This is a genomic window from Bradyrhizobium sp. C-145, from assembly GCF_023375135.1.
In the GTDB taxonomy this organism is placed as follows: Bacteria; Pseudomonadota; Alphaproteobacteria; order Rhizobiales; family Xanthobacteraceae; genus Bradyrhizobium; species Bradyrhizobium zhanjiangense.
Map to the genome: position 1 here is coordinate 832,872 of NZ_CP088150.1, position 25,894 is coordinate 858,765.

Annotated in this window: 27 protein-coding genes; 18 read left to right on the forward strand and 9 right to left on the reverse strand. The window is 65.3% G+C overall.

The window, feature by feature from the left end:
• The first annotated feature begins 57 nt into the window (after positions 1-57).
• On the forward strand, positions 58-1,326 hold the full coding sequence (locus LRP30_RS03890) for an ATP-binding protein (RefSeq protein WP_249759420.1): 1,269 nt from the start codon (positions 58-60) through the stop codon (positions 1,324-1,326).
• Here LRP30_RS03890 and LRP30_RS03895 read toward each other — a convergent pair.
• Entirely contained in the window at positions 1,253-2,146 is an 894-nt protein-coding gene (locus LRP30_RS03895) for a YihY/virulence factor BrkB family protein (protein ID WP_249759421.1), read from the reverse strand. The two genes, LRP30_RS03890 and LRP30_RS03895, sit on opposite strands and share 74 nt — an antisense overlap.
• Positions 2,147-2,475: 329 nt before the next feature.
• Between LRP30_RS03895 and LRP30_RS03900 the strand changes: the two genes are divergently transcribed.
• The 6 genes from LRP30_RS03900 (at position 2,476) to LRP30_RS03925 (ending at position 6,597) form a co-directional block, all read left to right on the forward strand.
• A complete protein-coding gene (locus LRP30_RS03900) occupies positions 2,476-2,670 on the forward strand; it encodes a twin transmembrane helix small protein (RefSeq protein WP_128937125.1) in 195 nt (64 codons plus the stop codon).
• 68 nt (positions 2,671-2,738) lie between these two features.
• Positions 2,739-3,311 (forward strand): cob(I)yrinic acid a,c-diamide adenosyltransferase, encoded by a 573-nt coding sequence (locus LRP30_RS03905; protein ID WP_128931204.1) that lies wholly within the window; start codon positions 2,739-2,741, stop codon positions 3,309-3,311.
• A gap of 126 nt (positions 3,312-3,437) precedes the next feature.
• The gene (locus tag LRP30_RS03910; protein WP_128931205.1) at positions 3,438-4,187 is read left to right on the forward strand and encodes an electron transfer flavoprotein subunit beta/FixA family protein; all 750 of its coding nucleotides are present in this window, start codon (positions 3,438-3,440) and stop codon (positions 4,185-4,187) included.
• The gene (locus LRP30_RS03915; protein ID WP_249759422.1) at positions 4,187-5,131 is read left to right on the forward strand and encodes an FAD-binding protein; all 945 of its coding nucleotides are present in this window, start codon (positions 4,187-4,189) and stop codon (positions 5,129-5,131) included. Before LRP30_RS03910 ends, LRP30_RS03915 begins: the two co-directional genes overlap by 1 nt.
• Before the next feature lie 190 nt (positions 5,132-5,321).
• The gene (locus tag LRP30_RS03920; RefSeq protein ID WP_128931207.1) at positions 5,322-6,203 is read left to right on the forward strand and encodes a 3-hydroxybutyryl-CoA dehydrogenase; all 882 of its coding nucleotides are present in this window, start codon (positions 5,322-5,324) and stop codon (positions 6,201-6,203) included.
• 199 nt (positions 6,204-6,402) lie between these two features.
• Positions 6,403-6,597, forward strand: a complete 195-nt coding sequence (locus LRP30_RS03925) for a putative motility protein (protein WP_027562813.1) — start codon at positions 6,403-6,405, stop codon at positions 6,595-6,597.
• Between the two features lie 61 nt (positions 6,598-6,658).
• On the opposite strand, the gene LRP30_RS03930 is transcribed toward LRP30_RS03925, so the two are convergent.
• On the reverse strand, positions 6,659-7,324 hold the full coding sequence (locus tag LRP30_RS03930) for a TlpA disulfide reductase family protein (protein ID WP_249759423.1): 666 nt from the start codon (positions 7,322-7,324) through the stop codon (positions 6,659-6,661).
• A gap of 106 nt (positions 7,325-7,430) precedes the next feature.
• Here LRP30_RS03930 and argH point away from each other — a divergent pair, with 106 nt between their 5' ends.
• The 3 genes from argH to lysA all read left to right on the forward strand — a co-directional run bounded on the left by argH (position 7,431) and on the right by lysA (position 10,504).
• Complete coding sequence (argH, locus tag LRP30_RS03935; RefSeq protein WP_128943064.1) at positions 7,431-8,828, forward strand: argininosuccinate lyase; 1,398 nt, start codon at positions 7,431-7,433, stop codon at positions 8,826-8,828.
• A gap of 93 nt (positions 8,829-8,921) precedes the next feature.
• On the forward strand, positions 8,922-9,215 hold the full coding sequence (locus tag LRP30_RS03940) for a lipoprotein (protein WP_249759424.1): 294 nt from the start codon (positions 8,922-8,924) through the stop codon (positions 9,213-9,215).
• A 23-nt stretch (positions 9,216-9,238) separates the two neighbouring features.
• Entirely contained in the window at positions 9,239-10,504 is a 1,266-nt protein-coding gene (gene lysA, locus LRP30_RS03945) for a diaminopimelate decarboxylase (protein ID WP_249759425.1), read from the forward strand.
• 145 nt (positions 10,505-10,649) lie between these two features.
• On the opposite strand, the gene LRP30_RS03950 is transcribed toward lysA, so the two are convergent.
• Together LRP30_RS03950 and LRP30_RS03955 are read right to left on the reverse strand one after the other, a co-directional pair.
• Entirely contained in the window at positions 10,650-11,555 is a 906-nt protein-coding gene (locus tag LRP30_RS03950) for an NAD(P)-dependent oxidoreductase (RefSeq protein ID WP_249759426.1), read from the reverse strand.
• Positions 11,556-11,787: 232 nt separating this feature from the next.
• Positions 11,788-12,171: a carboxymuconolactone decarboxylase family protein gene (locus LRP30_RS03955; protein WP_091891246.1), complete on the reverse strand. Its 384-nt coding sequence runs from the start codon at positions 12,169-12,171 to the stop codon at positions 11,788-11,790.
• A 169-nt stretch (positions 12,172-12,340) separates the two neighbouring features.
• Here LRP30_RS03955 and LRP30_RS03960 point away from each other — a divergent pair, with 169 nt between their 5' ends.
• The 3 genes from LRP30_RS03960 (at position 12,341) to LRP30_RS03970 (ending at position 16,764) form a co-directional block, all read left to right on the forward strand.
• Positions 12,341-14,323 carry a TIGR02302 family protein gene (locus LRP30_RS03960; protein WP_249759427.1) on the forward strand — a complete coding sequence of 661 codons (1,983 nt, stop codon included), beginning with the start codon at positions 12,341-12,343 and terminating at the stop codon, positions 14,321-14,323.
• Positions 14,311-15,459: a DUF4175 family protein gene (locus LRP30_RS03965; protein WP_128931213.1), complete on the forward strand. Its 1,149-nt coding sequence runs from the start codon at positions 14,311-14,313 to the stop codon at positions 15,457-15,459. The genes LRP30_RS03960 and LRP30_RS03965 overlap by 13 nt, the downstream gene beginning before the upstream one ends.
• A 135-nt stretch (positions 15,460-15,594) precedes the next feature.
• Complete coding sequence (locus tag LRP30_RS03970) at positions 15,595-16,764, forward strand: IS481 family transposase (protein ID WP_128936665.1); 1,170 nt, start codon at positions 15,595-15,597, stop codon at positions 16,762-16,764.
• Between the two features lie 187 nt (positions 16,765-16,951).
• Here LRP30_RS03970 and LRP30_RS03975 read toward each other — a convergent pair whose 3' ends face one another.
• Together LRP30_RS03975 and LRP30_RS03980 are read right to left on the reverse strand one after the other, a co-directional pair.
• On the reverse strand, positions 16,952-17,326 hold the full coding sequence (locus tag LRP30_RS03975) for a response regulator (protein WP_128931214.1): 375 nt from the start codon (positions 17,324-17,326) through the stop codon (positions 16,952-16,954).
• A 40-nt stretch (positions 17,327-17,366) separates the two neighbouring features.
• Positions 17,367-18,245, reverse strand: a complete 879-nt coding sequence (locus tag LRP30_RS03980; protein ID WP_249759428.1) for an MJ0042-type zinc finger domain-containing protein — start codon at positions 18,243-18,245, stop codon at positions 17,367-17,369.
• Positions 18,246-18,436: 191 nt separating this feature from the next.
• Here LRP30_RS03980 and ftsE point away from each other — a divergent pair, with 191 nt between their 5' ends.
• The 4 genes from ftsE (at position 18,437) to LRP30_RS04000 (ending at position 21,832) form a co-directional block, all read left to right on the forward strand.
• Complete coding sequence (ftsE, locus tag LRP30_RS03985) at positions 18,437-19,096, forward strand: cell division ATP-binding protein FtsE (RefSeq protein ID WP_020508614.1); 660 nt, start codon at positions 18,437-18,439, stop codon at positions 19,094-19,096.
• Entirely contained in the window at positions 19,089-20,057 is a 969-nt protein-coding gene (locus LRP30_RS03990) for an ABC transporter permease (RefSeq protein WP_128942792.1), read from the forward strand. The genes ftsE and LRP30_RS03990 overlap by 8 nt, the downstream gene beginning before the upstream one ends.
• Positions 20,058-20,332: 275 nt before the next feature.
• Positions 20,333-21,037, forward strand: a complete 705-nt coding sequence (locus LRP30_RS03995; RefSeq protein WP_128931217.1) for a YdcF family protein — start codon at positions 20,333-20,335, stop codon at positions 21,035-21,037.
• A gap of 21 nt (positions 21,038-21,058) precedes the next feature.
• Positions 21,059-21,832 carry a 1-acyl-sn-glycerol-3-phosphate acyltransferase gene (locus LRP30_RS04000; protein WP_128942793.1) on the forward strand — a complete coding sequence of 258 codons (774 nt, stop codon included), beginning with the start codon at positions 21,059-21,061 and terminating at the stop codon, positions 21,830-21,832.
• Here the strand turns inward: LRP30_RS04000 and LRP30_RS04005 are convergent.
• Entirely contained in the window at positions 21,829-22,440 is a 612-nt protein-coding gene (locus LRP30_RS04005; protein ID WP_249759429.1) for a gamma-glutamylcyclotransferase, read from the reverse strand. The two genes, LRP30_RS04000 and LRP30_RS04005, sit on opposite strands and share 4 nt — an antisense overlap.
• A gap of 110 nt (positions 22,441-22,550) precedes the next feature.
• Here LRP30_RS04005 and LRP30_RS04010 point away from each other — a divergent pair, with 110 nt between their 5' ends.
• Complete coding sequence (locus LRP30_RS04010; RefSeq protein WP_128931220.1) at positions 22,551-23,735, forward strand: DUF2125 domain-containing protein; 1,185 nt, start codon at positions 22,551-22,553, stop codon at positions 23,733-23,735.
• A gap of 128 nt (positions 23,736-23,863) precedes the next feature.
• On the opposite strand, the gene LRP30_RS04015 is transcribed toward LRP30_RS04010, so the two are convergent.
• On the reverse strand, positions 23,864-24,799 hold the full coding sequence (locus tag LRP30_RS04015) for a prephenate/arogenate dehydrogenase family protein (RefSeq protein WP_128944415.1): 936 nt from the start codon (positions 24,797-24,799) through the stop codon (positions 23,864-23,866).
• Complete coding sequence (gene hisC / locus LRP30_RS04020) at positions 24,796-25,893, reverse strand: histidinol-phosphate transaminase (protein WP_249759430.1); 1,098 nt, start codon at positions 25,891-25,893, stop codon at positions 24,796-24,798. The genes LRP30_RS04015 and hisC overlap by 4 nt, the downstream gene beginning before the upstream one ends.
• Position 25,894: the final 1 nt, after the last annotated feature.

Consider the following 25,894-nt stretch of genomic DNA (forward strand, 5'->3'; position numbering starts at 1 on the left):
CTCCGGGTGTTCCGCCGTGCCATGCTTGCCCGAGAGCCCGGGGTTCGAAGGGGATCTATGGCGGCGAAAACGCGCCCAATGCGCACCACGCGAACGTCCAGGCGACCGCCTCGGAAGCGGTCCGGGGCGGCCGGCCGGTTGCGTAAGCGCAGCACCAAGGCGGTCGCGCCTGACGTGGTCCAGGCCGCGCTCGCCGCCTTTGCCCACGAGGTCCGCACCCCCCTGACCGGTATTCTGGCGATCAGTGACCTGCTCGCGACCTCCGATCTCGGCGAGCGGGAGCGGCGCTGGGCCGACACCATCAAGGCCGGCGCCGAACATCTGGCGAGCCTTGCGACGGTGTTTGTGGACGCTGCCCGGACAGGAAAGGGGGGAAGCAAGCTGCGGCAGGACCTGTTCGACCTGCGGACGCTTGCCCGCAGCGCCGGCGATTCGCTGGCCGGCCGCGCCGCGGCCAAGGGTCTTCAGGCCCAGGTCGACATTTCCGAGAAGTTGCCGGGGCTGGTGGTCGGCGATCCCGTCCGCCTGCGCGCTGCGCTCGAGAACCTGATCGACAATGCCGTGAAATTCACCGATCAGGGCGGCGTGGCGCTTACGGTGGCGCCCTGGCGTCCCGCCAAGGACGAGCGCAAAGGCAAAGCCAAGGATAAGGGCAGGGTCGGCATCGCCTTCGCGGTGTCCGACAGCGGCATCGGTCTTACCATGGCCGAGATCAAGCGGCTGTTCCGCCCATTCACCCAGGCCAATGTCACCATTGCATCGCGCTTCGGCGGCGCCGGTCTGGGTCTATCCTCGGTGAAGCAACTCGCGCGCGCGATGGGCGGCGACATCACGGTCGCTCCGCGCCGCGGCGGCGGCGCCACGTTCACGCTGACGGTATCGCTGGATGCGGCGGGATCGGGCAAATCGCGCAAAGGAAAGAACGGTAGCGAGCCCGAGGCGGTGACCGCCCTCCGCGTGCTTAGCGTCGAGGACAATCCGTTCGGGCGCGTGGTGCTCAACACCATTTTGACCGAGCTCGGCCATCATGCCGAGTTCATCGGTCGCGGCGAGGATGCGGTCGGTCGGCTGGCGCAAGGAGCGTTCGACGCGGTGCTGATGGATATGGTGCTGCCGGGCATCGACGGCGTCGAGGCCATCAGGCGGATCCGCACGCTGCCGACGCCGCTGGCTCAGATCCCCATCATCGGCGTTTCCGGTCGCGGCGAGGACGAGGCGGCCTCGCGCGAGGCCGGTGCCGACGCCTTCCTGGTCAAGCCTGTGTCTCCGCGGGCTTTAGCGACTGCGCTGCTTGAAGCGACACGCCGTGAGGCAGCCGCGACTTGATGATCGCGGCATTGAGCTCGCCGCCGTACACGAAAATCGCGGCGATGAAATACAGAAACACCAGCGCGATGATGACCGAGGCCAGCCCCGCATACATCGTCACGTAATTGTTGGCGAAGCGCGCCAGATATTGCCCGAACACGACACCGGAGACCAGCGACGCCACCACCGTGAAAACGATGCCCGGCATGATCTGGAGGAAGCTGCGGCGTCCCGCCGGCAGCCATGCGTGCAGGATGAACAGCGCCACCACCAGCGCGCTGATGGTGATGCCGTACCGCACCCAGGTCAGGATGCTCTCGTTGGACTCGACGAACAGCGGGATATGGCGTCGCGCCGCTTCGATCAGGAGCGGACCGAGCACGATCAGGAACGCCATGGCAAGCGCAGTGAAAGCTGCGATCAACGTGTAGGCAATCGATTCCAGCCGCAGCCAGTACCAGCGGCGCATCTCCACCACGGCATAGGCGCGGTTGAGCGCGACGCGGAGTGCCTCGACGCCGTTGGAGGCGAAATAGACCGACAGCGCCGCGCCGATGGTCAGAATGCCGGTACGGGTGGTGGTCAGCACGTCGTGGACCTCGCCGGAGATCGAATCGGCGACCTGCTTGGGCCAGATCTGGAGCATCAGGCCGGCGGCCTGGTCGGCTAGTTCCTTGGAGCCGAAGAAGCCGGCAAGCGAGGTCAGCACGATCAGGAACGGGAACAGCGCCATCAGCGTCGACAGGGCGATGTGGCTCGCGATCGCCCAGCCGTCGTCAGCGAGGAACGTGTAGAACGCGTCCATCACGACGACGTAGATGTAGCGGATCGCTTTCATGCACGACCTACACTGCTCTCTCTCCGCGCGCGGGGAGAGAGGTGGGGTAAACAGGCAATTGGCGCAAATCGGAAATCATTCCGCTACCATCTGATATTATTGGCCTAAAAGCCATATCGCGCAGGCGATAGCCTGTCCCTCTCCGGCGTCATTCCGGGGCGCGCGCAGCGCGAGGCCGGAATCCATTTAGCTGCAACGTACCTGGAGCGATGGATTCCGGGCTCGATGCTCCGCGCCGCGTCGCGCGCTCCCGTCGCATCGCCCGGAATGACGCCGGCGGCTGCCGCGGCACCATGGCGCATCTGCAAGCACAGTGTTATCTACCCCTAATGGCATCTATCTTGAGTACTTTCATCCTGCCGATCGCGGTCGGCGCCGTGGCGCTCGTGCTGCTGCTCGGGCTCGTCAACATGATGCGTGGCGGCTCGCCCAACACCTCGCAGAAGCTGATGCGCTGGCGCGTGCTGCTTCAGTTTGTGGCGATCATCCTTGCCATGCTCGCAGTCTGGGCCATGGGGCGATAGGACATGATCCGGAAAAAAGTGTGAAGCGGTTTTCCGACGAGATCATGCCCCAAAATTAAGAGGTCTACGTGGTCACGTTGAACCGCATCTACACGAAAACCGGTGACGACGGCACGACGGCGCTCGGCTCGGGCGAGCGTCGTCCGAAATACGATCTGCGCATCGAGGCCTATGGCACCGTGGACGAGACCAATGCCGCGATCGGCGTGGTGCGGCTCCACACCTCGGATATGCCCGAGCTCGATGCGATGCTTGGCCGTATCCAGAACGATCTGTTCGATCTCGGCGCCGATCTTGCGGTGCCCGAGCGCGAAGGCAAAGCGGAGCGGCTGCGGGTGGTGGCGAGCCAGGTCGAGCGGCTCGAGCGCGACATCGACGCACTCAACGACAAGCTCGCGCCGCTGACCTCTTTCGTGCTGCCGGGCGGCACGCCGGCCGCGGCTCATCTTCACGTCGCGCGCACAATATGCCGCAGGGCGGAACGGGTGATGGTGAAACTGGCTGCTCAGCCCGGCGAGCCGGTCAGCGCGGCTGGCATCCAATATATGAACCGCCTGTCGGATTTCCTGTTCGTGGCCAGCCGAGCCGCCAACGGGAATGGCGCCGGCGACGTGCTTTGGGTTCCCGGCCAGAACCGCTGACCCATTGAGCGGGCGCATTTCTAAGGTCTAAAATTTGGCTCGTTCGCGCGTTGACCGGGCCTGATCAGGCCTTTAGGTTCCGCGCCAGTTGATAACTCCCCTCCCAAATTGAGTGAAAGAGGATCGATGAAGGTCTTAGTGCCGGTAAAGCGGGTGGTCGATTACAACGTCAAGGTCCGCGTCAAGAGCGATGGATCGGGCGTTGAACTCGCCAACGTCAAAATGTCCATGAACCCGTTCGATGAAATCGCGGTCGAGGAAGCGCTGCGCCTGAAGGAAGGCGGCAAGGCGACCGAGGTGGTGGTGGTCTCGATCGGACCTGCGCAGGCATCGGAGACGATCCGCACCGGTCTCGCGATGGGCGCTGACCGCGGCATCCTGGTGAAGGCCGAGGGCAATGTCGAGCCGCTCGCGGTCGCCAAGATCCTGAAGAAGGTTGCTGAAGAAGAGCAGCCGGGCCTGATCATCCTCGGCAAGCAGGCGATCGACGACGACTCCAATCAGACCGGCCAGATGCTGGCCGCGCTGCTCGGCTGGTCGCAGGCGACCTTCGCCTCCAAGCTCGAGGTCGAAGGTTCTGACTTCAAGGTCACGCGCGAAGTCGACGGCGGTCTGCAGACCGTGAAGCTGAAGGGACCGGCGATCGTCACCACCGACCTGCGTCTCAACGAGCCGCGCTATGCCTCGCTGCCCAACATCATGAAGGCCAAGAAGAAGCCGATCGCGGAAAAGACCGTCGCCGATTACGGCGTCGACGTCGCCGCGCGTCTCGAGATTCTCAAGACGACGGAGCCGGCGGGCCGCAAGGCGGGCGTCAAGGTCAAGGACGTCGCCGAGCTGGTGTCGAAACTCAAGAACGAAGCCGGGGTGCTCTGATGACGACGCTTCTGATTGCCGAACACGACAATGCGTCGCTCAAGGATGCGACCAACAAGGCTCTCACCGCGGCTGCCGCACTCGGCGCGGACGTCGAGGTGCTGGTGGCCGGCCAGAACGCCAAGGCCGCGGCGGATGCCGCTGCCAAGCTTGCCGGCGTGAAGAAGGTGCTGCTCGCCGATGGCGCGACCTACGCGCACGATCTCGCCGAGCCGCTGGCCGCGCTGGTCGTATCGCTGGCTTCCGGCTATGACGCGATCGTTGCGCCTGCGACCTCGCGCTTCAAGAACGTGATGCCGCGAGTCGCAGCCCTGCTCGACGTCATGCAGGTCTCGGAGATCATCAAGGTGGTCGCCCCCGACACCTTCGAGCGTCCGATCTATGCCGGCAATGCCATCCAGACGGTGAAGTCGAAGGACGCCAAGAAGGTCATCACGGTCCGCACCTCCACCTTCGCCGCAGCAGGCGAAGGCGGCAGCGCGCCGGTCGAGAACGTGGCGGCGGCGGCCGATCCGGGCCTGTCGTCCTTCGTCGGCGAGGAAGTCGCCAAGAGCGACCGTCCCGAGCTGACCTCCGCCAAGATCATCGTCTCCGGTGGCCGCGCCATGCAGAGCCGGGAAAACTTTGCAAAATACATCGAGCCGCTCGCGGACAAGTTAGGGGCCGGTGTCGGTGCCTCGCGCGCGGCGGTCGATGCCGGCTATGCGCCGAACGATTGGCAGGTCGGCCAGACCGGCAAGGTCGTGGCCCCCGAGCTCTATGTCGCGGTCGGCATATCCGGCGCGATCCAGCATCTGGCCGGCATGAAGGACTCCAAGGTGATCGTCGCGATCAACAAGGACGAGGACGCGCCGATCTTCCAGGTTGCCGATTACGGCCTGGTGGCCGATCTCTACCAGGCGGTTCCGGAGCTGACCGCCGAACTCGGCAAGCTCGGCAAGTAAAACGAGCCAAAAACACCGGCCGGAGCTATAAACTCCGGCCGGTGTTGCTTTTTTGAGGCGTTTTCTTTGGTGTGGGGCCGCCTTCGAAGCGATCCAATCTAGGTTTCGAGCCAAGGTTCTGATTAAATCGGACTCCCGGCTCAAGGGGATAGGCAGGCGCGACATGCGCGCCGTTCCGGTGGATGACATTATGGCGGCAGTGATCAAGAAGGTCGGCGTGATCGGCGCGGGTCAGATGGGCAACGGCATCGCGCATGTTGCGGCGCTGGCCGGCTTCGACGTGGTGCTCAACGACGTCTCGGCTGACCGCCTCAAGTCGGGCATGGCCACCATCAATGGCAATCTGGCGCGGCAGGTCTCCAAGAAGGCCGTCACCGAGGACGACAAGGCCAAGGCGATAGCGCGGATCAAGCTTGCCGAGAAGCTGGACGACCTCGCCGATTGCGATCTCGTCATCGAGACCGCGGTCGAGAAGGAGGAGGTCAAGCGCAAGATCTTCCACGAGGTCTGCGCCGTGCTGAAGCCGGAGGCGATCGTCGCCTCCGATACGTCGTCGATCTCGATCACCCGGCTCGCCGCCGCCACCGACCGGCCCGAGCGCTTCATCGGCATTCACTTCATGAACCCGGTGCCGCTGATGGAGCTGGTGGAGCTGATCCGCGGCATCGCCACCGACGATGCGACCTTCGAGGCGTCCAAGGAGTTCGTCGCCAGGCTCGGCAAGCAGGTCGCGGTCTCCGAGGATTTCCCGGCCTTCATCGTCAATCGCATCCTGCTGCCGATGATCAACGAGGCGATCTACACGCTGTACGAAGGCGTCGGCAACGTCGAGGCGATCGATGCCGCGATGAAGCTCGGTGCGCACCATCCGATGGGCCCGTTGGAGCTCGCCGATTTCATCGGCCTCGACACCTGCCTCTCCATCATGCAGGTGCTGCACGAGGGCCTCGCCGACTCCAAGTACCGTCCGTGCCCGCTGCTGGTGAAATACGTCGAGGCCGGCTGGCTCGGCCGCAAGACCCAGCGCGGCTTCTACGACTATCGCGGCGCCAAGCCGGTTCCGACAAGGTAAAGCAACGGTGCCGTAGGGTTGGCAAAGGCGCAAAGCGCCGTGCCCACCATCCCTCCGCAACCAGGATCCTGATTGGTGGGCACGCTTCGCTTTGCCCACCCTACGGCACCGTCGTTCTTCGGCGCGCATCCGCTTCGTGACAATTCATGTCCCATTAACCCCTCGCGCCTAGGTTACGGCCGGTAAGAGGGTTCGCGTAATGGACATGATGGCGATGGTCAGCACCATGCTGGCTGCTCAGCAAGGCGCGCTGCAATCGAATATCGCGGCGACGCTGACCAAGCAGAACATGGACATGGAGAAATCCACCGTTCTGACGCTGCTGGGCGCCGGTCAGCCCTCGCTCGCCAATGTCGGCCCCGGCGTCGGCGGCAATCTCAACGTCACGGCCTAACCCTCAGCGCATGAACCGGAAAAGTGGGCACCGGTTTTCCGATCAGATCATGCGCCAATAACTAAAGCGACGCGGCAGCCTTGCCGGTCGCGGCCCGGATCAGCTTGAGCGCGTCCTCGCTCGCCCACTCCGCCGGCCCCGCGATCGTCGCGATCTCGCAGCCTTGCGGATCGACCAGCACCGATGTCGGCATCCCCAGTGCCCGGCCTATTGCCTTAAGATCCTGAAAAACCTTGGCTTTTTGATCATTGAAATAGCCGAGCCGGGTCAGATTGGCCTCTTTCAGGAAGGTCTTGGGCTTCTCCGAATCGCGGGTGTCGATATTGATCGCCACCACCTCGAAATTCGGGCCCGATAGCTTGCCCTGAAGCTCGTCCAGCGCCGGCATCTCCTTGCGGCAGGGCACGCACCAGGTGGCCCAGAGGTTCACCAGCAGCGTCTTGCCGCGGAAATCGGACAACTTCTTCGGCTTGCCGCCTGCGTCCTCGAAGGCGAGGTCGGGCAACTTCAACGGGGCGCTCGCCATGGTCAGCGCCGCCACCTCGCCATGGGCGAGCGGCGCGATCTTCTGCGCGGTCGCCACCGCGGACCGGCAGGACGGATCGCCTGACGGCGACCGGCTCAGGCCCAGCCCGTACAGCGCGGCGAAGCCGGCCAGACCGCCGATCGCCACGGTGGCGATGACGAGGGGGATCCGGCGCGTGGCGGAGGGCGTCTTGTCGAGCATATCGTTTGTCATCCGGTCGCAGATATGGCTATCAGGGGCCTCTTAATACGGCTGGCGGCGGCCAGCAAACGTGGCTAGCGACAAGCAAGGGCGTGAGCAGGGGATCATGAGCAACAAGATGTGGGGCGGCCGGTTCTCGGAACGTCCCGATGAGATCATGGAAGAGATCAACGTCTCCATCGACGTCGATCGTCACCTCTTCGCCCAGGACATTGCTGCGTCCAAGGCCCACGCCGCGATGCTCGCCAGCCAGGGCATCATCACGGCCTCTGATGCGAAAAATATCGGCAAGGGTCTAGACACGATTTTGTCAGAGATCGGCAAGGGCGGCTTCGCGTTCAAGCGCGCGCTCGAGGACATTCACATGAATGTCGAGAGCCGCCTGTCCGAGCTGATCGGCCCCGCCGCCGGACGGCTGCACACGGCGCGCTCGCGCAACGACCAGGTCGCGACCGATTTTCGCCTGTTCGTCCGCGACGTCATCGATGAGACCGATGCGGCGCTCGCCGCGTTCCAGCAGGCCCTGGTGGAGCGCGCGCTGGAGCACGCCGCAACCGTGATGCCCGGCTTCACGCATCTTCAGACCGCGCAACCCGTCACCTTCGGCCACCACCTGCTTGCCTATGTCGAGATGGCCGCGCGCGACCGCGGCCGTTTCCAGGACGCGCGCAAGCGGCTGAACGAATCGCCGCTGGGCGCGGCCGCGCTCGCCGGCACCTCATTCCCGATCGACCGCCACGCCACCGCGAAGGCGCTCCTCTTCGACCGGCCGATGGCGAACTCACTCGATGCGGTGTCCGACCGCGACTTCGTGCTGGAGACGCTGTCGGCGGCCTCGATCTGCGCCGTGCACATGTCGCGCTTTGCCGAGGAGATCGTGATCTGGACCTCGCCGCTGGTCGGCCTGATCCGCCTCAGCGACAAGTTCACGACCGGCTCCTCGATCATGCCGCAGAAGCGCAACCCGGATGCCGCAGAGCTCGTGCGCGCCAAGACCGGCCGCGTGATCGGCGCGCTCAACGGGCTCCTGATCGTGATGAAGGGCCTGCCGCTCGCCTATCAAAAGGACATGCAGGAGGACAAGCAGGGCGCCATGGAGGGGTTTGCCGCGCTGTCGCTGGCGATCCGCGCCATGACCGGCATGGTCCGCGACCTCGTGCCCGATGAAGCGAAGATGAAGGCGGCCGCAGGCGAGGGTTACGCCACCGCGACCGATCTCGCCGACTGGCTGGTGCGGACGCTGAAGATGCCGTTCCGCGAGGCCCACCACGTCACCGGCCGCATCGTGGCCAAGGCCGCCGAAGGCGGCGTCGCGCTGCACGAGCTGCCGCTGAAGGAGATGCAGGCGATCGAGTCCAAGATCACCAAGGACGTGCTCGGCGTGCTCTCGGTCGAATCGTCGGTGAAGAGCCGGACCAGCTTCGGCGGCACCGCGCCGAAGAACGTGGCGTCGCAGGCCAAGGCCTGGGCGAAGCGGCTGGAAAAAGAGCGAAAATCGGGCTGAGGGCAAAATTTCGCTTATGTTTCATGGTCATCCGGCTCTCGCCAGAGCGCGCCAATCTCTGTATGGTGCGCGCCGCGTAGTGGGGATTTCGTCGTGACGTCAAAGTTTCGCCCGGCCGGCTCGGGGTGGGCCATCATTGTCCTTAGCCTGACGGCGCTGGCGCTCGCCGGTTGCGGCCGCAAGGGCCCGCTGGATCTGCCGCCGACCGCCTCCAATGCACCCACGGTCAACGGTGCTGCGCCTGTTGACACCGAGACCGAAGCCCAGAGGACGCCGAGCGTGTTCAATCCCACCTACGGTGTGGACGCCGCGCCTGCGGCGGCCAAGGGCAGGAAGAAACCGTTTATTCTCGACCCGCTCCTGGACGAACCTCCCGGCAATAAATAAGCCGGGACAACCGAGCCTGCGCCATGAACCATTTCGACTATCGCAACGGCGTGCTGCACGCCGAGGCGGTGAACCTGTCCGAGCTGGCCGCAACCGTCGGCACGCCGTTCTATTGCTATTCGACTGCAACGCTGGAGCGGCACTATCGCGTCTTCACCGAGGCCTTCGCCGGCGAGAAGGTGCTGGTCTGCTACGCCATGAAGGCGAACTCCAACCAGTCGGTGCTGCGCACGCTGGCCAAGTTGGGAGCCGGCGCTGACGTCGTCTCCGGCGGCGAGTTGAAGCGGGCGCTGGCCGCCGGCATTCCCGCCAGCAAAATCCTGTTCTCCGGTGTCGGCAAGACCGAAGACGAGCTGCGCGCCGCGCTGGCCGCGGACATCCTCTGTCTCAACGTCGAATCCGAGCCTGAGCTCGAACTGTTGTCGCGGCTTGCAACCGAGATGGGCAAGACCGCGCGCATCTCCGTGCGCGTCAATCCCGACGTCGATGCCGGCACGCATGCAAAAATCTCCACCGGCAAGTCCGAGAACAAGTTCGGCATTCCGATCGCCCATGCCCGCGAGGTCTATGCGCGCGCCGCAAGACTCCCGGGCATCGAGGTGACCGGCACCGACGTACATATCGGCAGCCAGATCACCGACCTCTCCAAGATGGAGACCGCGTTCCGGATCCTCTCCGAATTCGTGCAGACGCTGCGCGCCGACGGCCACAACATCAGCCATGTTGATTTCGGCGGCGGCCTCGGCATTCCCTATTACATGGACCGCGAGGCGCCGCCGGCACCCGACGCCTATGCCGCCATGGTCAAGCGCGTCAGCCACAATCTCGGCTGCACGCTGATGTTCGAGCCGGGGCGCATGATCGTCGGCAATGCCGGCATCCTGGTCACCAGGGTCATCTACGTGAAGCACGGCGACGGCAAGAATTTCGTCATCATCGACGCCGCGATGAACGATTTGATCCGCCCGACGCTGTACGAGGCGCATCACGACATCCTGCCGGTGACGCAGCCCGCCAAGGGCACTGGCACCATCATGGCCGACGTCGTCGGCCCGGTCTGCGAGACCGGCGACTACCTCGCGCTCGACCGCACGCTGCCGACGCCGCAGCCGGGCGACCTGCTCGCCATCATGACCGCCGGCGCCTATGGCGCGGTACAGGCCGGCACCTACAACACGCGGCCGCTGGTGCCGGAGGTGCTGGTGAAGGGCGATCAATACGCCGTGGTGCGCCCGCGCATCGAGGTCGAGCAGCTGATTGCGATGGATACGCCGGCGCCTTGGTTGTGAGGCGCGCGGCGGCTCAACAAATCCGATGTCGTCCTGGCGAAGGCCAGGACCCATTACCCCAGGGCTGATTTGACCCCAGGGCTGAATGGGTCCTGGATCTGCGCTTCGCTTGTCCAGGACGACATCGGGGGAATTGGACGCGATGCTACTTCCCCGCCAACCCAGCCTTCGCTCCGACCACCACCCCCGCCTTCCGCTCGATCGGCTTGATCGCCGCGGTGAAATCGGATTCTGCGCCTTCCGCGCTGATCACCGTCTCCCACAACCGCCCCACTGCATCAGCGACTTCCATCGACAGGCCGAGCTGCTTCATCTCCTCCAGCGCCAGCCGCACGTCCTTCACCATCAATCCCGTGGCGAAGCCGAAATCGAACGTGCGCGGCAGCACCGAGCGCGGAAACTTGTCGCGGCTCGCGGTGTTCATGCCGGAGCCCGCATTGATGACGTCGATCATCACCGCGGGATCTAGCCCGGCCTTGACGCCCATGACCACGGCTTCCGACGTCGCCACGATCGCGGTGGCCGAGAGGAAATTGTTGGCGAGCTTCATGGTCTGCGCCGCGCCCGGCTTCTCGCCGATGAAGAACACTTTTCCGATCACGTCGAGCGCGGGTTTCAGCAGCTCGAACTCTGCCTTCGGCCCCGAGACCATCACCGCCAGCGTGCCTTTCTCGGCGCCGCCGACGCCGCCGGACACGGGACAGTCGATCTGCACGATGTCGCGTTTGGCCAAGAGGCCGTGGATCTTCGCAGCCATCGCCGAGCCGACGGTGGAGAGATCGATGAAGCGTTTCGCGCGCTTGCCCTCGATCACGCCGTTTGCGCCCGTCGCGACCTCGAGCGAAGCCTGCAGCGAAGGCAGGCTCGCCATCACGGTTTCGACTCGGTCGGCGACGTCTTTCGGTGATGTCGCAGCAGTGGCGCCGCGTGCCACCAGCTTGTCGATGACCTCCTTGCGCATGTCGAACACGACGAGCTTGTGTCCCGCCTCGATCAGCCGTCGCGCCATCGGGAAGCCCATGTTTCCAAGCCCGATGAATCCGATGTCCATGGTGTTTCCTTGTCGTTGTTGTTCGTTGTTGTGAAAGATGCGCACTCCACCCTCGGTGTCGTCCCGGACCAGCGCGCCTTAAGCGCGCGCCGATCCGGGACCCATAACCACGGCAGGAATTGTTGCGCGAAAGCGGTAACTCCGAGTCCCCGCAATCACATCGGCCTGTGGCTATGGGTCCCGGATCGGCGCTTACGCTTGTCCGGGACGACGGCGGAGGGTGGCTTGCCGATCACGCCTTCCCATCGATCTCCGAAAATACCTCGCGCGCGATACGGAAACTGTCGACGGCCGCCGGCATGCCGCCATAGATCGCGACTTGCATCAGGATCTCGCGGATCTCCTCGCGGGTGACGCCGTTGGTCAGCGCGCCCTTCAGATGTGCGCGGAATTCGTGCTGGCGGTTGAGGATCGCGATCATCGCGATGTTGAGCATGCTGCGGGTCTTGCGCGGCAGTTCCTCGCGGCCCCACACCGTGCCCCAGCAATATTCGTTGAGCATCTCCTGGAACGGACGGTTGAAATCGTCGACGTTCTTCAGGGCGTTGTTGACATAGGCCTCGCCCAGCACCGCTTTGCGGACTTCCAGGCCCTTGTCGTGCATCTTCTTGTCCATGGCGTTTCCTTCGTTTTCCTCGGGATGGCGCCGCGGAAATTACGGGGTCGAGCCGGGCCAGTCACGTCCTCGTGTTATGCGGGAAAAGGGGTGTCTCCCGTCCAGGAACGGATGCCTCAGTGCTGCCGTTGTGATAGGCTTCTCTCTACCGGGCAACCTGGAGAGCTGATTGAACGGCGTCACCCCCGACCCGTCAGACCCGATCCGCGATGGCGACGCTCTGTCGCGGCTGAAGCTGGCGCAGGCCCTCGATCGGGCCATTTATGCCATCGCGTGGGAGCGTGCCTGGCCGAACCTGGCGCGGCTTCTGACCGTCATCGGTCTGTTCCTGGTGGTGTCCTGGGCCGGGCTGTGGCTATCCTTGCCGTTCGTCGCCCGCGCCATCGGTCTCGTGATTTTTGTCGGCATCGCGATTGCCGCTCTGTTCCCGTTGATTCGCTTCCGCTGGCCGAGCCGGGAGGAGGCGCTGAGCCGGCTCGATCGTGGCTCCGGTATCCGTCACCGCCCGGCGACCACGCTCACGGACACGCTGACCTCGCAGGACCCGGTTGCCAAGGCGCTGTGGCAGGCGCAGCGCGAGCGCACGCTGGCCTCGCTCAAGCGCATCCGCGCCGGCCTGCCGCATCCGCGGCTCGCGCTCCACGATCCCTGGGCGCTGCGCGCGCTCGTCATGGTGATGCTGGTTGCGACCTTCTTCGCCGCCGGCGACGAACGTGCGATGCGGCTCGGGGCCGCCTTCGACTGGAACGGCGTGCTGGCCCCGACCAATGTTCGCGTCGACGCCTGGGTGACGCCGCCGCTCTACACCGGCAAGCCGCCGATCATCCTGTCGGCCGCCAACAAGGAGGCCGCAGCACTGCCCGCCAGCGGCCCGCTTGCCGTTCCCGCCGGCTCGACCCTGATCGTGCGCTCCTCCGGCGGCAGCCTGGATGTCGCGGTCTCCGGCGGTCTCAAGGAGGTCACCCCCACGGAAGCCGCGCCCAAGGGCACCAACGAAAAGCACTTCGCCATCGCCGCCGACGGCACCGCGCATGTCCGCGCGCCCTCGGGCCAGCCGCAATGGGCGTTTGCGGCAACGCCGGATCGTCCGCCGACGATCGCACTCGCCAAGGACCCCGAGCGCCAGGCGCGCGGCGCGCTCCAGCTCTCCTACAAGATCGAGGACGATTACGGCGTCACCGGCGCCGATGCGCACATTGCGCTGCGCTCCTCCGACGCCAAGGATAACATCAAGGATGCCGGCAAGAATGGCGGCAAGGATAACGCGAAGGACAACAGCAAGGACGCCGACGCCAAAGGCGCGGCGCGGCCGTTGTTCCAGCCGCCGCAATTCCCGCTCGTGCTGCCGAACGCGCGCACCCGTAACGGCGTCGGCCAGACGGTGAAGGACCTCAGCGAGGATCCCTATGCCGGCGCCGACGTCACGCTGACGCTCACCGCCAAGGACGAGGCCGGCAACGAGGCGCGCAGCGAGCCCTTCAACCTGCGCCTGCCCGAGCGTCTCTTCACGAACTCGCTCGCGCGAGCGCTGATCGAGCAGCGCCGCATCCTCGCGCTAGACGCCAACAGGAATTCCGAGGTCTACACCGCGCTCGACGCGCTGATGATAGCGCCCGAATTGTTCACGCCGGACGCCGGCTGCTATCTCGGCCTCCGCAGCCTGGCGTCCCAGCTCGAGGCGGCCCGCACCGACGACGCGCTGCGCGAGGTGGTGGCGAGCATGTGGGCGTTCGCGGTCACCATCGAGGACGACGGCGTCGCCGGCAGCGTCAACGCGGCGCTGCGCTCGGCGCAGGACGCGCTCAAGGCGGCGCTGGAACGCGGCGCCAGCGAGGACGAGATCAGGGTGCTGACGCAAAAGCTCCGCGAGGCCATGGCCGGCAAGGTGCGCGACCTCGCCCGGCGCGCCGAGCAAAATCCGCTCGGACCGCGGCAGCCGTTCCCCGCGGAGGTCCAGCTCATCCTCGACAAGGCCGTCGAGTTGCGACAGAAGACCCAGCATGCGACGCCCGAGCAGCTCGAGGAGCTGGCGCAGCAGCAGGACGCACTTCGCCAGCAGCTTCAGGCCTATCGGAAGTCGGCGAGCAACCGGGCCAAGGCGGGTAACGAGGGGGCCAACCAGTTTACGCGAGACCGGAAATGCGGAAGCTAGCACGCGTGCCAGTCTTGAGGGCGATGTCGATCGCCAGTCTCGCCTTCTTGTTGGGAGGCTTGTCTCCTGCGGCTGCCCAGCTGGATCAGGATCCCGATGCGCTGCTCGACAGCGCCGAAAAGGCCATGCAGGATTCCGGCGACAGCCTCAGGCAGAAGGAATCCGGGAAGAGCCTGAACAACCAGTCCGACGCCATCCAGAAGCTCGAGGAATACAAGCGGGCGACGGAACGGAGCCAATCCTCCAGCCGTGATCGCAACGTCATCACGCAACGCGATCTCGACGACCTCCTGAGGCAGATCGAGAAGGCGGCGCGCGAAGGCAATCGCGAGGCGGCCCAGCGCATGCTCGAGCAGCTCGCGCAGATCATGGAAAATCTCCAGATGGCGCAGCCCGGGCAATCCGGCGACAGCGACATGGAGCAGGCGCTCAACGAGCTCAGCGACATGATCCGCAAGCAGCAGCAATTGCGCGACAAGACATTCAAGCAGGGCCAGGATTCCCGGCGTGACCGCTCACGCGGCAAGCAGGGCGATCAGTCGATGTCGGACCTTCAGCAGGACCAGCAGGCGCTGCGCGACCGCCTGAAGAAGTTGCAGGACGAGCTCGCCAAGCGCGGCCTCGCGCAGAAGGGACAAAAAGGTCAGAAGCAGCAGGGGCAGAAGGGGCAGCAGGGCGAGCAGGGCCAGTCCGGCCAGAATGGCGATCAGGACGGCGACCAGGGCGATGACGACAGCAGTCTGGATGACGCCGACGGGGCCATGGGCGATGCCGGATCGAAGCTCGGCGAGGGCAATGCCGACGGCGCCGTGGATTCGCAGGGCAAGGCCCTCGAGGCCTTGCGCAAGGGCGCGCAGAAGATGGCCGAGGCGATGCAGCAGGGTGATGGCGACGGGCAGGGCGATGGTCCCGGCAATCGCGCCGGCCGTCAGCAGAGCGGCGGCAATCAGACCGATCCGCTGGGCCGTCCGCTTCACGGCCGCGATCTGAGCGACGACTACACCGTCAAGATCCCCGGCGAGATCGACGCCCAGCGTGTCCGCCGCATCCTCGAAGAGCTCCGCCGCCGCTTGGGCGATACCTCGCGCCCGCAGATCGAGCTCGACTATCTCGAGCGGCTGCTGAAGGATTTTTGACAACTCGATTTCTGGCCGCACACCCAGTGTCATCGCCCGGCTTGATGTTCAGCCCGGGGACATGACCGACGGGTGTTCGGGGACATAGCCGACACATCATAGTGCAGGGATTTGGCGGTAAAGGAGGCCAAGTCCATGCCCTGGCGAGAGGTGTCGGTGATGGATCAGCGGCGGGAGTTCGTGCGGCTTGCGATGCAGGAGGGAGCGAACCGGCGGGAGCTCTGCCGGCGGTTCAATATCCATCCCGACACGGGCTACAAGTGGCTTGCACGATGGCAAGCGGATCAGAATGTCAACGACCGCTCGCGCCGACCGCATGCGAGCCCGGGACAGACCGATTGCGAGCTCGAGGCACGTATTCTCGCGGTGCGCGATGCCCATCCGGCATGGGGAGCTCGCAAGATAGCTCACTGCCTGGAGCGCAATGGTTTGCGTTCGCCAGCAGTCTCAACAGTTCATCAGATCTTGCGTCGGTCTGGCCGCATCAAGCCTCCGATCGGCGGCCCGATGGCAAGCCAGCGTTTCGAGATGCCGGCCCCCAATCTGTTGTGGCAGATGGACTTCAAAGGCTGGGTTCGGCTCGGCAATGATACCCAGTGCCATCCTCTGACGGTGGTGGATGACCACTCCCGCTATGATCTGTGTCTGCAGGCCTGTGCCGATCAACGCACAGATACCGTGCGCAGCCGCCTGGAGAAGACCTTTCGCCACTACGGGCTCCCGGAGGCCTTCTTCGTCGACAATGGTTCGCCCTGGGGTGATCCTTCCGGCGAGCGATGGACACGGTTCTCGGTGTGGCTGCTCAAGCTTGGCGTCGCCGTCATCCGCAGCCGCCCATATCACCCGCAAAGCCGCGGCAAGAATGAACGATTCCACCGCACCCTCGCGGCTGAGGTGTTCGCACTGCGACAGTTCCGCGATCTCGCAGAGACGCAGCGTGCCTTCGACGCCTGGCGGGAAGTCTACAACTTCGAACGGCCACACGAGGCGCTCGGACAACAGGTCCCGGCCAGTCGATATCGGCCCAGCCAGCGACCAATGCCCGATCGATTGCCACAGGTCGAATACGACAGCCATGAGATCGTGCGCCGCGTCTCCACGACCAAGGCCTATGTCAGCTTCAAGGGACGTCTGTGGAAAGTGCCACAGGCCTTCCGTGGCGAGCGCCTCGCCATCCGCCCCTCGGCAAACGATGCGCAATACGGGATCTTCTTTGCCGCCCACCAAATCGCTATCATCGACTTGGCGAGCGGAGAAAGTGTCGGCTATGTCCCCGAACACCCGTCGGTCATGTCCCCGGGCTGAACACTTGACCGGGCGATCCAGTATTCCAGAGACGGAAGTGATTGAGTCGAGAGGCTGCGGCGTACTGGATGCCCCGGTCCCAGCTCCGCCAAGGCTACGCCGGGGCCACAAGGGTGCTCGGCCGCCGAAGCTTTAGCGAAGGCGGCAAGCCGGCGCATGACAGCGGAATGTGTAGCTCGCCCAGCCGCTACCTCTTCTTCGCCGCCAGCGCATCCGCCACCGCGGTGCGGATGTCGGCGACCGAGAACGGTTTTGTCACGACGTCGTGCACCAGCGCGTTGAGGTTCGAGGCGCGCTCGCGCTGGTCGGCAAAGCCGGTCATCAGCAGGATGGTCAGGCCGGGGAAATCGCGTGCAGCGGAGAGGGCCAGTGCGATGCCATCCATGACAGGCATCTGGATGTCAGTGAGCAGCAGGTCGAACGCGCCGTCCTCGCGGGTCAGGATCTCCAGCGCCTCGGCGCCGTCCTGCGCGGTGACGGTCTCGTGGCCGTCCATGGCGATGGCGCGCGCCACCAGCGTGCGCATCGAATCCTCGTCGTCGGCGATCAGGATTTTCGGCATGAGAGCAAACCTTGGGACCAACTCCCGCTCGCGAGGCTGATTATACGCTGCCGCCGGCAATGTCGCGGCGGTTGAAGAAGCGAACGTCGATATTGCGTCCCTCGGGCGGCGGCGAGGCCAGGCGCGAGCGGAAGAAGGCGCGCTCGCCGGGCCGCAGCACGGTCTGCTCCAGCACCGTGTTCCAGGCGTAGATCTCGGCGCCCTGCGCGTCGCGCACGGCGAAGCGCAGGCGCGGGATGTCGCGCGGCTTCTTGCCCTCGCCGACGATCACGCCCTCGATCACTAGCACCTGCTTACCGTCGATGGTTTCGCTGGACAGCTTGACGTCCTTGAAGGCCAATCCGCGCAGATTAACCTCGAGCCCGACCATCTTGTAGAACGCTGCCGTCTGCGGCAACAGCCGCACCATGTCGCCACGCCAGATCGCGAGCGCCAGGACCAGCGCGCCCATGGCGGCGCAGGCGGTCGGCAGGCCGAAATAGGTTTTTCGCGGCGCCGTGGCGGCGGCCGGGCGGCTGACCCGCGCGCCGCGGCGACGGAACAGGCCGCGGAACCAGGACTGATGCTGCGCGCCGGCGACGTCCTCCTCGGCGGCCCGGGCCGCCGCTGACCACTCGTCCTCGATCTCCCTGGTGTCCTCGGTCGGCCAGTCGCTGGCGATCGAGGGGCTTTCGACCATCGGGGTGTCAGCCGCGCTATCGTCCTTGGCGTAGGAGTTCCACTGCTCGGCGAGGTCGGACTGGTCCTCCGCCTGGCTGGCCGCGGCCATGGCCGGGACGGACGCCTCCTCGATGGCATCCTCAGCATGGGCGACCCAGGTCTCCTTGCAACGGGAGCAGCGCACCGTCCGGCCGTTCGCGCCCAAGCTCGCGGGCTTGATGGCGTAGGATGTCGTACAATGGGGGCAGACGATATGCATGGACGAGCCTTGATGCATGAACGAGGACTTGGACTGGTCTTGACGATGTCACGGTCGTGGAGAACCGGGCGGCCCTTATGCTACCGGGCGAGCGTTAACGAACCGGAAACCATAACGGTCGCAAAACCCGTCAATCGCGTATGGCGGGGCACAGCCGTGTGGCCTGCGCCCCCTCTCGAACGGAGCTGAGCTTGGTTCGGTTCGAAAATGTCGGATTGCGTTACGGTCTGGGGCCGGAGATCCTGCGCGACCTCAGCTTCCAGATCCCGGCGCATTCGTTTCAGTTTCTCACCGGACCGTCCGGTGCTGGCAAGACCTCGTTGTTGCGCCTGTTGTTCCTGTCGCATCGGCCGACGCGGGGCCTGGTCAATCTGTTCGGCCACGATATCTCGCGGCTCGGCAAGGACGAGATCGCCGACCTGCGCAAGCGCATCGGTATCGTGCTCCAGGATTTCCGCCTGCTCGACCACATGACGACCTATGAGAACGTCGCGCTGCCGTTCCGCGTCATGGGGCGTAGCGAGTCGAGCTATCGCAAGGAGGTCATCGATCTCCTGCGCTGGGTCGGCCTCGGTGACCGCATGGATGCGCTGCCGCCGATCCTGTCCGGCGGCGAGAAACAGCGCGCCGCGATCGCGCGCGCGGTGATCTCGCGCCCGCAGCTGCTGCTCGCGGACGAGCCGACCGGCAGCGTCGACCCGACGCTCGGCCGCCGCCTGCTGCGGCTCTTCATCGAGCTCAACAAATCAGGCACGGCCGTCATCATCGCGACCCACGACATCGGCCTGATGGACCAGTACGAGGCGCGGCGGCTGGTGCTGCATCAGGGACGGCTGCACGTCTATGAGTAGGACCGACGAGCGCGGCGTACTGGTCGACCTCGGGCAGGAGCGTCCGCAGCTTCCGGCCAAGGCACGCAACATGTCGCCGATCGTGCCGCGTGCCTCGATCCACGGTCGCGCGCTGGTCGCCGTCGTCGCCATCATGACCTTCCTCGCCTCGATGACGACAGGCACGGTGCTGCTGGTCAGCGCTTCCGCCGCCGAATGGCAGTCGGAGGTCGCCAGCGAAATCACCATCCAGGTCCGTCCGCTGGCTGGCCGCGATCTCGAACGCGACACCGCGGCGGTGACGGAGGCGATGCGCGCGCAAGCAGGCATCGTCGAGGTCAAGCCGTTCACCAAGGATGAAAGCGGAAAGCTGCTCGAGCCCTGGCTCGGCACTGGCCTGTCGATGGACGATCTGCCGGTACCGCGCATGATCATCGCGCGCGTGCAACCGGGCACGCCACTTGATCTCGGCGCCCTGCGCGCACGCGTCACCCAGGTGGCGCCGAGCGCGAGTGTCGATGATCACCGTGCCTGGATCGAGCGCATGCGTTCGATGACCAATGCCACCGTCCTCGCCGGCATCGGCATCCTCGCGTTGGTCATCATCGCCACCATCATCTCGGTGTCGTTTGCGACCCGCGGCGCCATGGCGGCGAACCGCCCGATCGTCGAGGTCCTGCATTTCGTCGGCGCCGGCGACCGCTACATCGCCAACCACTTCCTGCGCCATTTCCTTAGGCTCGGCTTGGAGGGCGGCGTGATCGGCGGCGGCGTGGCGATGCTGCTGTTCGGCTTCTCCGAGTCGATCGCCGGCTGGTTTTCCGGTACCCCCGTCGGCGACCAGTTCGCAGCCCTGCTCGGCACCTTCTCGCTGCGGCCATCCGGCTACATCGTGCTCGCGGTGCAGGCGGTGCTGATCGGCGCCATCACCGCGGTCGCGTCACGCCAGACACTGTTCGCGACCCTGAACGATGTCGATTGAGATTTCTTCGCCTCTCCCCGCTTGCGGGGAGAGGCCGGAATGCGCGCTGAAGGCGCGGATTCCGGGTGAGGGGGACTCTCCGCGAGTCCAACTGTCTCCGTCCCTGCGGAGAGTCCCCCTCACCCCAACCCTCTCCCCGCAAGCGGGGCGAGGGAGCGCAGCCGCCGTCGCGGATAGCGTTGTTGTCCATCGCGTTGATTGAGCCCAACAAACCAGACTCCACTTCGCCTCAAAACGTCTTAAAATCACCTCAGGGAAGGGATCACCGACATCGCATGACCTCGCCGACCGAAGATCGATCGCCGAAACTGCCGCGCGGCTGGCTGCGCGCGACAATCGTGTCGACGATCGCGCTTGCCTTCGTCGGCGCGGCAGCGGGCTTCGTTGCGTTCCTGTCGCAATTGCGCGGCGCCGAGATGGTGCCGGACCGCAAGGCGGACGGCATCGTGGTGCTGACCGGCGGGTCCTCGCGGGTGTCGGACGCTATGGAGCTGCTCGCTGCCGGCTACGGCAGGAGGCTCCTGATATCGGGCGTGCATCCGACCTCGACGGCGAGCGATATCTCCCGGACCCTGCCGGAGAACCAGTCCTTCATGACCTGTTGCGTCGATCTCGACCGCACCGCGCTCTCGACCCGCGGCAATGCGGCGGAGGCGCGGCGCTGGGCCGAGGGACGCCGGTTCAAATCGCTGATCGTGGTCACCTCGAATTATCACATGCCGCGCGCGCTGGTGGAATTCTCGCACGCGATGCCGCAGACGACGCTGATCCCGTTCGCAGTCGTCGGCGACAAATGGCGTGAGGAGCCGTGGTGGACTTCGCCGTCGACGTTGCGGCTGCTGCTGTCGGAATATGCCAAGTACGTCGCGGCCGAGGCCAGGGTGCGGCTGGAGAATTTCGGGATTGACCTTTCGCCCGAAGTGTCGGAGCAGCCTTCAGGCTTGCAGCCGAAGCGGCCTGCCACCGCACAGGCCAATTGACCGGCAATGATCGGATCGTCGATGTTTCTGATTTTCCTGCGCTCGCTCGTGTTCAACGTGCTGTTCTACGCCGTGCTGATATGCCTGGCGATCGTGGCGCTGCCGACCTTTGCGCTGCCGCCGCGCGCCATGCTGACGGTCGCGGAATGGTGGGCAAAGGCGACGCTGGTCCTGATGCGCGTGATCTGCAACATCAAGGTGGAATTCCGCGGGGTCGAGAAGATTCCGCAGGGCCCATTGCTGATCGTGGCCAAGCACCAGTCGTTCTGGGAGACGTTCGTGCTGCCCGGCTTCTTCGATCGTCCAATCTTCATTCTCAAGCGTCAGCTCATGCAGATCCCGGTCTTCGGTCAGTTCCTGGTCAAGACCGGCATGATCGCGATCGACCGCAATGCCGGCGTGAAGGCGCTGCTGGACATGACGCGGCGGGCGCGCGTGGCGGTGCGCAGCGGCCGTCAGCTCGTGATCTTTCCGGAAGGCACGCGGCGCGCGCCGGGCGCTGTCCCCAACTACAAGACCGGCTTTGCGCAGATCTATTCCTCCTGCGGCGTGCAGTGCCTGCCGATCGCGCTCAATTCCGGCCTGTTCTGGCCGCGCCGCACCTTCATGCGCTATCCCGGCACGCTGGTGGTGGAATTCCTCGATCCACTGCCGGCGGGCCTGCCGAAGGACGAGTTTCTCGCGCGCGTGCAGACGGCGATCGAAGACGCGACCGGCCGTCTCGTCGAAGCCGGCCGGAAAGAGCAGGAGCAGTTGATCGGCTCCGCGCCGAGCTATGCGCCGTCGGAGAGTTAGCGATTCTCTCGATCTTCGGCCGGCGCCGGCGCGTGCAGAGAATGCGCATCACCGTGCAGCATCGTCGCAAGCCGGTGCAGCTGCGTGTCGCGAAAGCCTTCGGCCTCGATTGCTTTCACCGTCGCGGTGACGTAGTCCCGATTGGCGCCGGACTGGCCATGGCCCTGGATGACATGGCGGTGCTGCTCGGTAAGTGACAGCCGGCCGGCATATTGGACATGGCCGCGGTCGACGATATAGGTGAGTGCGGAGACGCGCTGGCGCGCATCGTTCTCCAGCCACACCGAGCGCATCACCTCACGGTAGACCGAGGTGACCTGCTCGCGTTCCCGCAAGTAGGCGACGACCTCGGTGCGGTTCTTCTCGGCGACGCGGAAGGCAATGCCGCGGCAGGCGCCGCCGCGGTCGAGCCCGAGCACCAGACCCGGCTTCTCCGGCGTGCCGCGGTGCACGAAGGAATAGACGCAGAGCGCGCGATGCTCGCCGACCAGCCGCGCCGGGACGCGCTCCTCGAATTCGAAGCCCGGCCGCCACATCAGCGAGCCGTAGCCGAACACCCAGAGGTCATCCTTGGCTGTGGTGACGGAGGGGAGGGGGATTTCCGACATTTCGGGCACGGCTACCAGAACCGTGCCCCCAAGCGAAGCGAATTCTCCGCCTTTCGTCGGGGGCCAGCCTCGCTTACATTTGCCTGAATCTGGGGGCAAAGGGTCGCCGCATGTCCAATATGACCGTTGCCGCAGGCCGCCGCTCCCGTTGGGGCCTTTTCATTGCACCCGTTCTCGTCCTGATCCTCGCCGTCGCCTGGAGCTGCTTCTGGTTCTATGCGGCGTCGCAGGCCGAAATCGCCGCAGACGCCTGGCGCGCGCAGGAGGCCAAGTCGGGTCGCATCTATGATTGCGCCAAGCGCTCGATCGCGGGCTTCCCGTTCCGCTTCGAGGTCCAGTGCTCCGGTGCCAGCGTCGCCCTGGTGTCGCAGAATGCGAGCAAGACGCCGTTCACGGCGAAGCTCGACAACATCCTGGTCGTCGCCCAGGTCTATGACCCCAAGCTCGTCATCGCCGAGTTCTCCGCGCCGGCGACGCTGACCGACGGCGTCACGCAAAACACCTTCGTGGTGAACTGGAGCAAGGGCCGCGCCAGCGTGGTCGGTCTGCCGGCCGTGCCGGACCGCGCCTCCATCGTGTTCGACGAACCCGGCCTCAACCGCCTCGACGGCAGCGTCCAGGTGCCGCTCGCGCGCGCCAAGCAGATCGAACTGCACGGCCGCCTCGCGGACGGATCGCCATCCGATCACCCGGTGATCGAGACGGTGGTCCACGTCGCGCAGGGCAGCATCCAGGGCGTTCATCCCTTGCTCGCCGAGCCGTTCGAGGCGGACACCCGCGCGAAGGTCACCGGCCTCACCGATCTCACGCCAAAACCCTGGCCGCAGCGCTTCCGTGAGATCCAGGCCGCCGGCGGCCATATCGAGATCGTGCAGTCGCGGATCCAGCAGGGCGAGATGATCGCGGTTGCGGCCGGCACGCTCGGCCTTTCAGCCAATGGCCGATTGGACGGCGAATTGCAGATGACGGTGGCGGGCCTTGAGCGCGTCATCCCGGCGCTCGGCATCGAGAAGATGCTGGAGGAGGGCGTGCCGCAGGCAACGCTCGACCGCGTCGCGCCGGGCGTGAAGTCGCAGGACCTCAACAATTTGTTCGGCGCGCTCGATCGCGCCGTGCCGGGCCTCGGCAAGGTCATCAAGCAGAACGCCAATGCCGGCGTTGCCGCCGGCATCAATTCGATCGGCACCGAGAGCACGCTGGAAGGCAAGAAGGCGAGAAGCTTCCCGCTGAAATTCGTCGACGGCGCCGTGCTGCTCGGCCCAGTCAAGGTCGGCCAGATCCCGCCGCTGTATTAAGGGCGGTGATTTGCGCTAGAACTCTCCACACCGTCATTGCGAGCGCAGCGAAGCAATCCAGACTGTCTCCGCGGAGGTATCCTGGATTGCTTCGCTACGCTCGCAATGACGAAGAATGAGCAGTTTCGCTACGGCTTCTTCAGCGCCGCATGGGGCCGGCCGAAATCCGGCGCGGCCGAATCCTGGCCGATCTCGACGATGCCGCGGCGGATGGCGCGGGTGCGGGTGAAGTGGTCGAACAGGGCTTCGCCGTCGCCGCGGCGGATCGCGCGGGTGAGCTTGGCGAGGTCCTCGGTGAAGGTACCGAGCATTTCCAGCACGGCCTCCTTGTTGGCGAGGAAGACGTCGCGCCACATCGTCGGATCGGAGGCCGCGATGCGGGTGAAATCGCGAAAGCCGCCGGCGGAGAATTTGATCACCTCGGATTCCGTCACCTGCGCCAGCTCGTCGGCGGTGCCGACGATGGTGTAGGCGATCAGATGCGGCAGGTGACTGGTGATCGCGAGCACGAGATCATGATGATCCGGCGTCATCACCTCGACCTTGGCGCCCATCGCCGCCCAGAAGGCGCGCAGGCGATCGGTGGCAGCCGCATCGACGCCTTCCGGCGGCGTCAGGATGCACCAGCGGTTGATGAAGAGCTCGGCGAAGCCGGAATCCGGCCCCGAATGCTCGGTGCCTGCGACCGGGTGCGCCGGCACGAAATGCACGCCCTGCGGCAGATGCGGGGCCATGTCCCTGACCACCGCGCCCTTGACCGAGCCGACGTCGGAGATGATCGCGCCCGGCTTGAGATGCGCGGCGATCTCCCGCGCCACCTCGCCGCAGGCGCCGACGGGAATGCAGAGGATGACGAGATCGGCATCCTTCACTGCTTCCACATTGGTCGCCACGACGTGGTCGACGATGCCGAGCTCGGCGACCCGCGCGCGCGTCTTCTCCGAGCGCGCGGTGGTGACGATCTCGCCAGCTAAGCCCTGGAGCTTCGCCGCACGCGCGATCGAGCCGCCGATCAGGCCGAAGCCGATCAGCGCGACGCGCTGGAAGTGCGCCTGCGCACTCATTTGCCGGCCATGAAGTCGCGCAGGGCCTCGATCACGAGGCGGTTGGCCTCCTCGGTACCGATGGTCATGCGCAGCGCATGCGGCAGGCCGTAGTTCTTCAGCGCGCGCAGCACCAGGCCCCGTTTGGTGAGGTAAGCGTCGGCATCGTCCGCGGTCTTGCCCCTGTCGGAAGGGAAGTGGATCAGCACGAAATTGGCGACGCTCGGCGTCACCTTCAGCCCGAGCTTGCCGATCTCTTCTGTCAGCCGATTGCGCCAGGTCTCGGTGAACTGCTTCGACATCGCCTGGTGCGCGGTATCCTCGATCGCGGCGACTGCGGCATACATTGCCGGCGTCGACACGTTGAAGGGACCGCGGATGCGGTTGACCGCGTCGATGATGTGCTCGGGCCCGAACATCCAGCCGATGCGCAGCGCCGCAAGACCGTGGATCTTGGAGAAGGTGTGCGTCACCACAGTGTTCTCGGTGGTGGCGACGAGCTCGATCCCCATCTCGTAATCGTTGCGCGAGACGTAGTCGCAATAGGCGGCATCCAGCACCAGCAGCACGTGCGACGGCAGGCTAGCGCGCAGGCGCTTGACCTCGTCGAACGGCAGATAGGTGCCGGTCGGGTTATTGGGATTGGCGAGCCAGATCAGTTTTGTCCGCGGTGTCACGGCCTTGAGGATGGCGTCGACGTCGGCGGTGAAGTTGGTTTCGGGCGCGACCACGTTCTTGGCCCCGTTCGCCATGGTCGCGATCGGGTAGACCAGGAAGCCGTGGGTGGTGGAGATCGCCTCGTCGCCCTGGCTGAGATAGGTGTGCGCGAGCAGATTGAGGATCTCGTCCGACCCGGCGCCGCAGATGATGCGGTTGGGGTCAAGACCGAAGGAACGGCCAATCGCCTCGCGCAGCACGCGCGAGGTGCCTTCCGGATAGTCTTCCAGGTGATCCGCCACGTGCTTGAACGCCTCGATCGCCTTGGGCGAGGGCCCGAACGGCGTCTCGTTGGCCGAGAGCTTGAACACCTTGCGGCCCGGCTCCGCCACCGGGCTCTTGCCGGGCGTGTAGGGCGCAATGTCGAGAATGCCGGGATTCGGCACGGGGCGGGACATC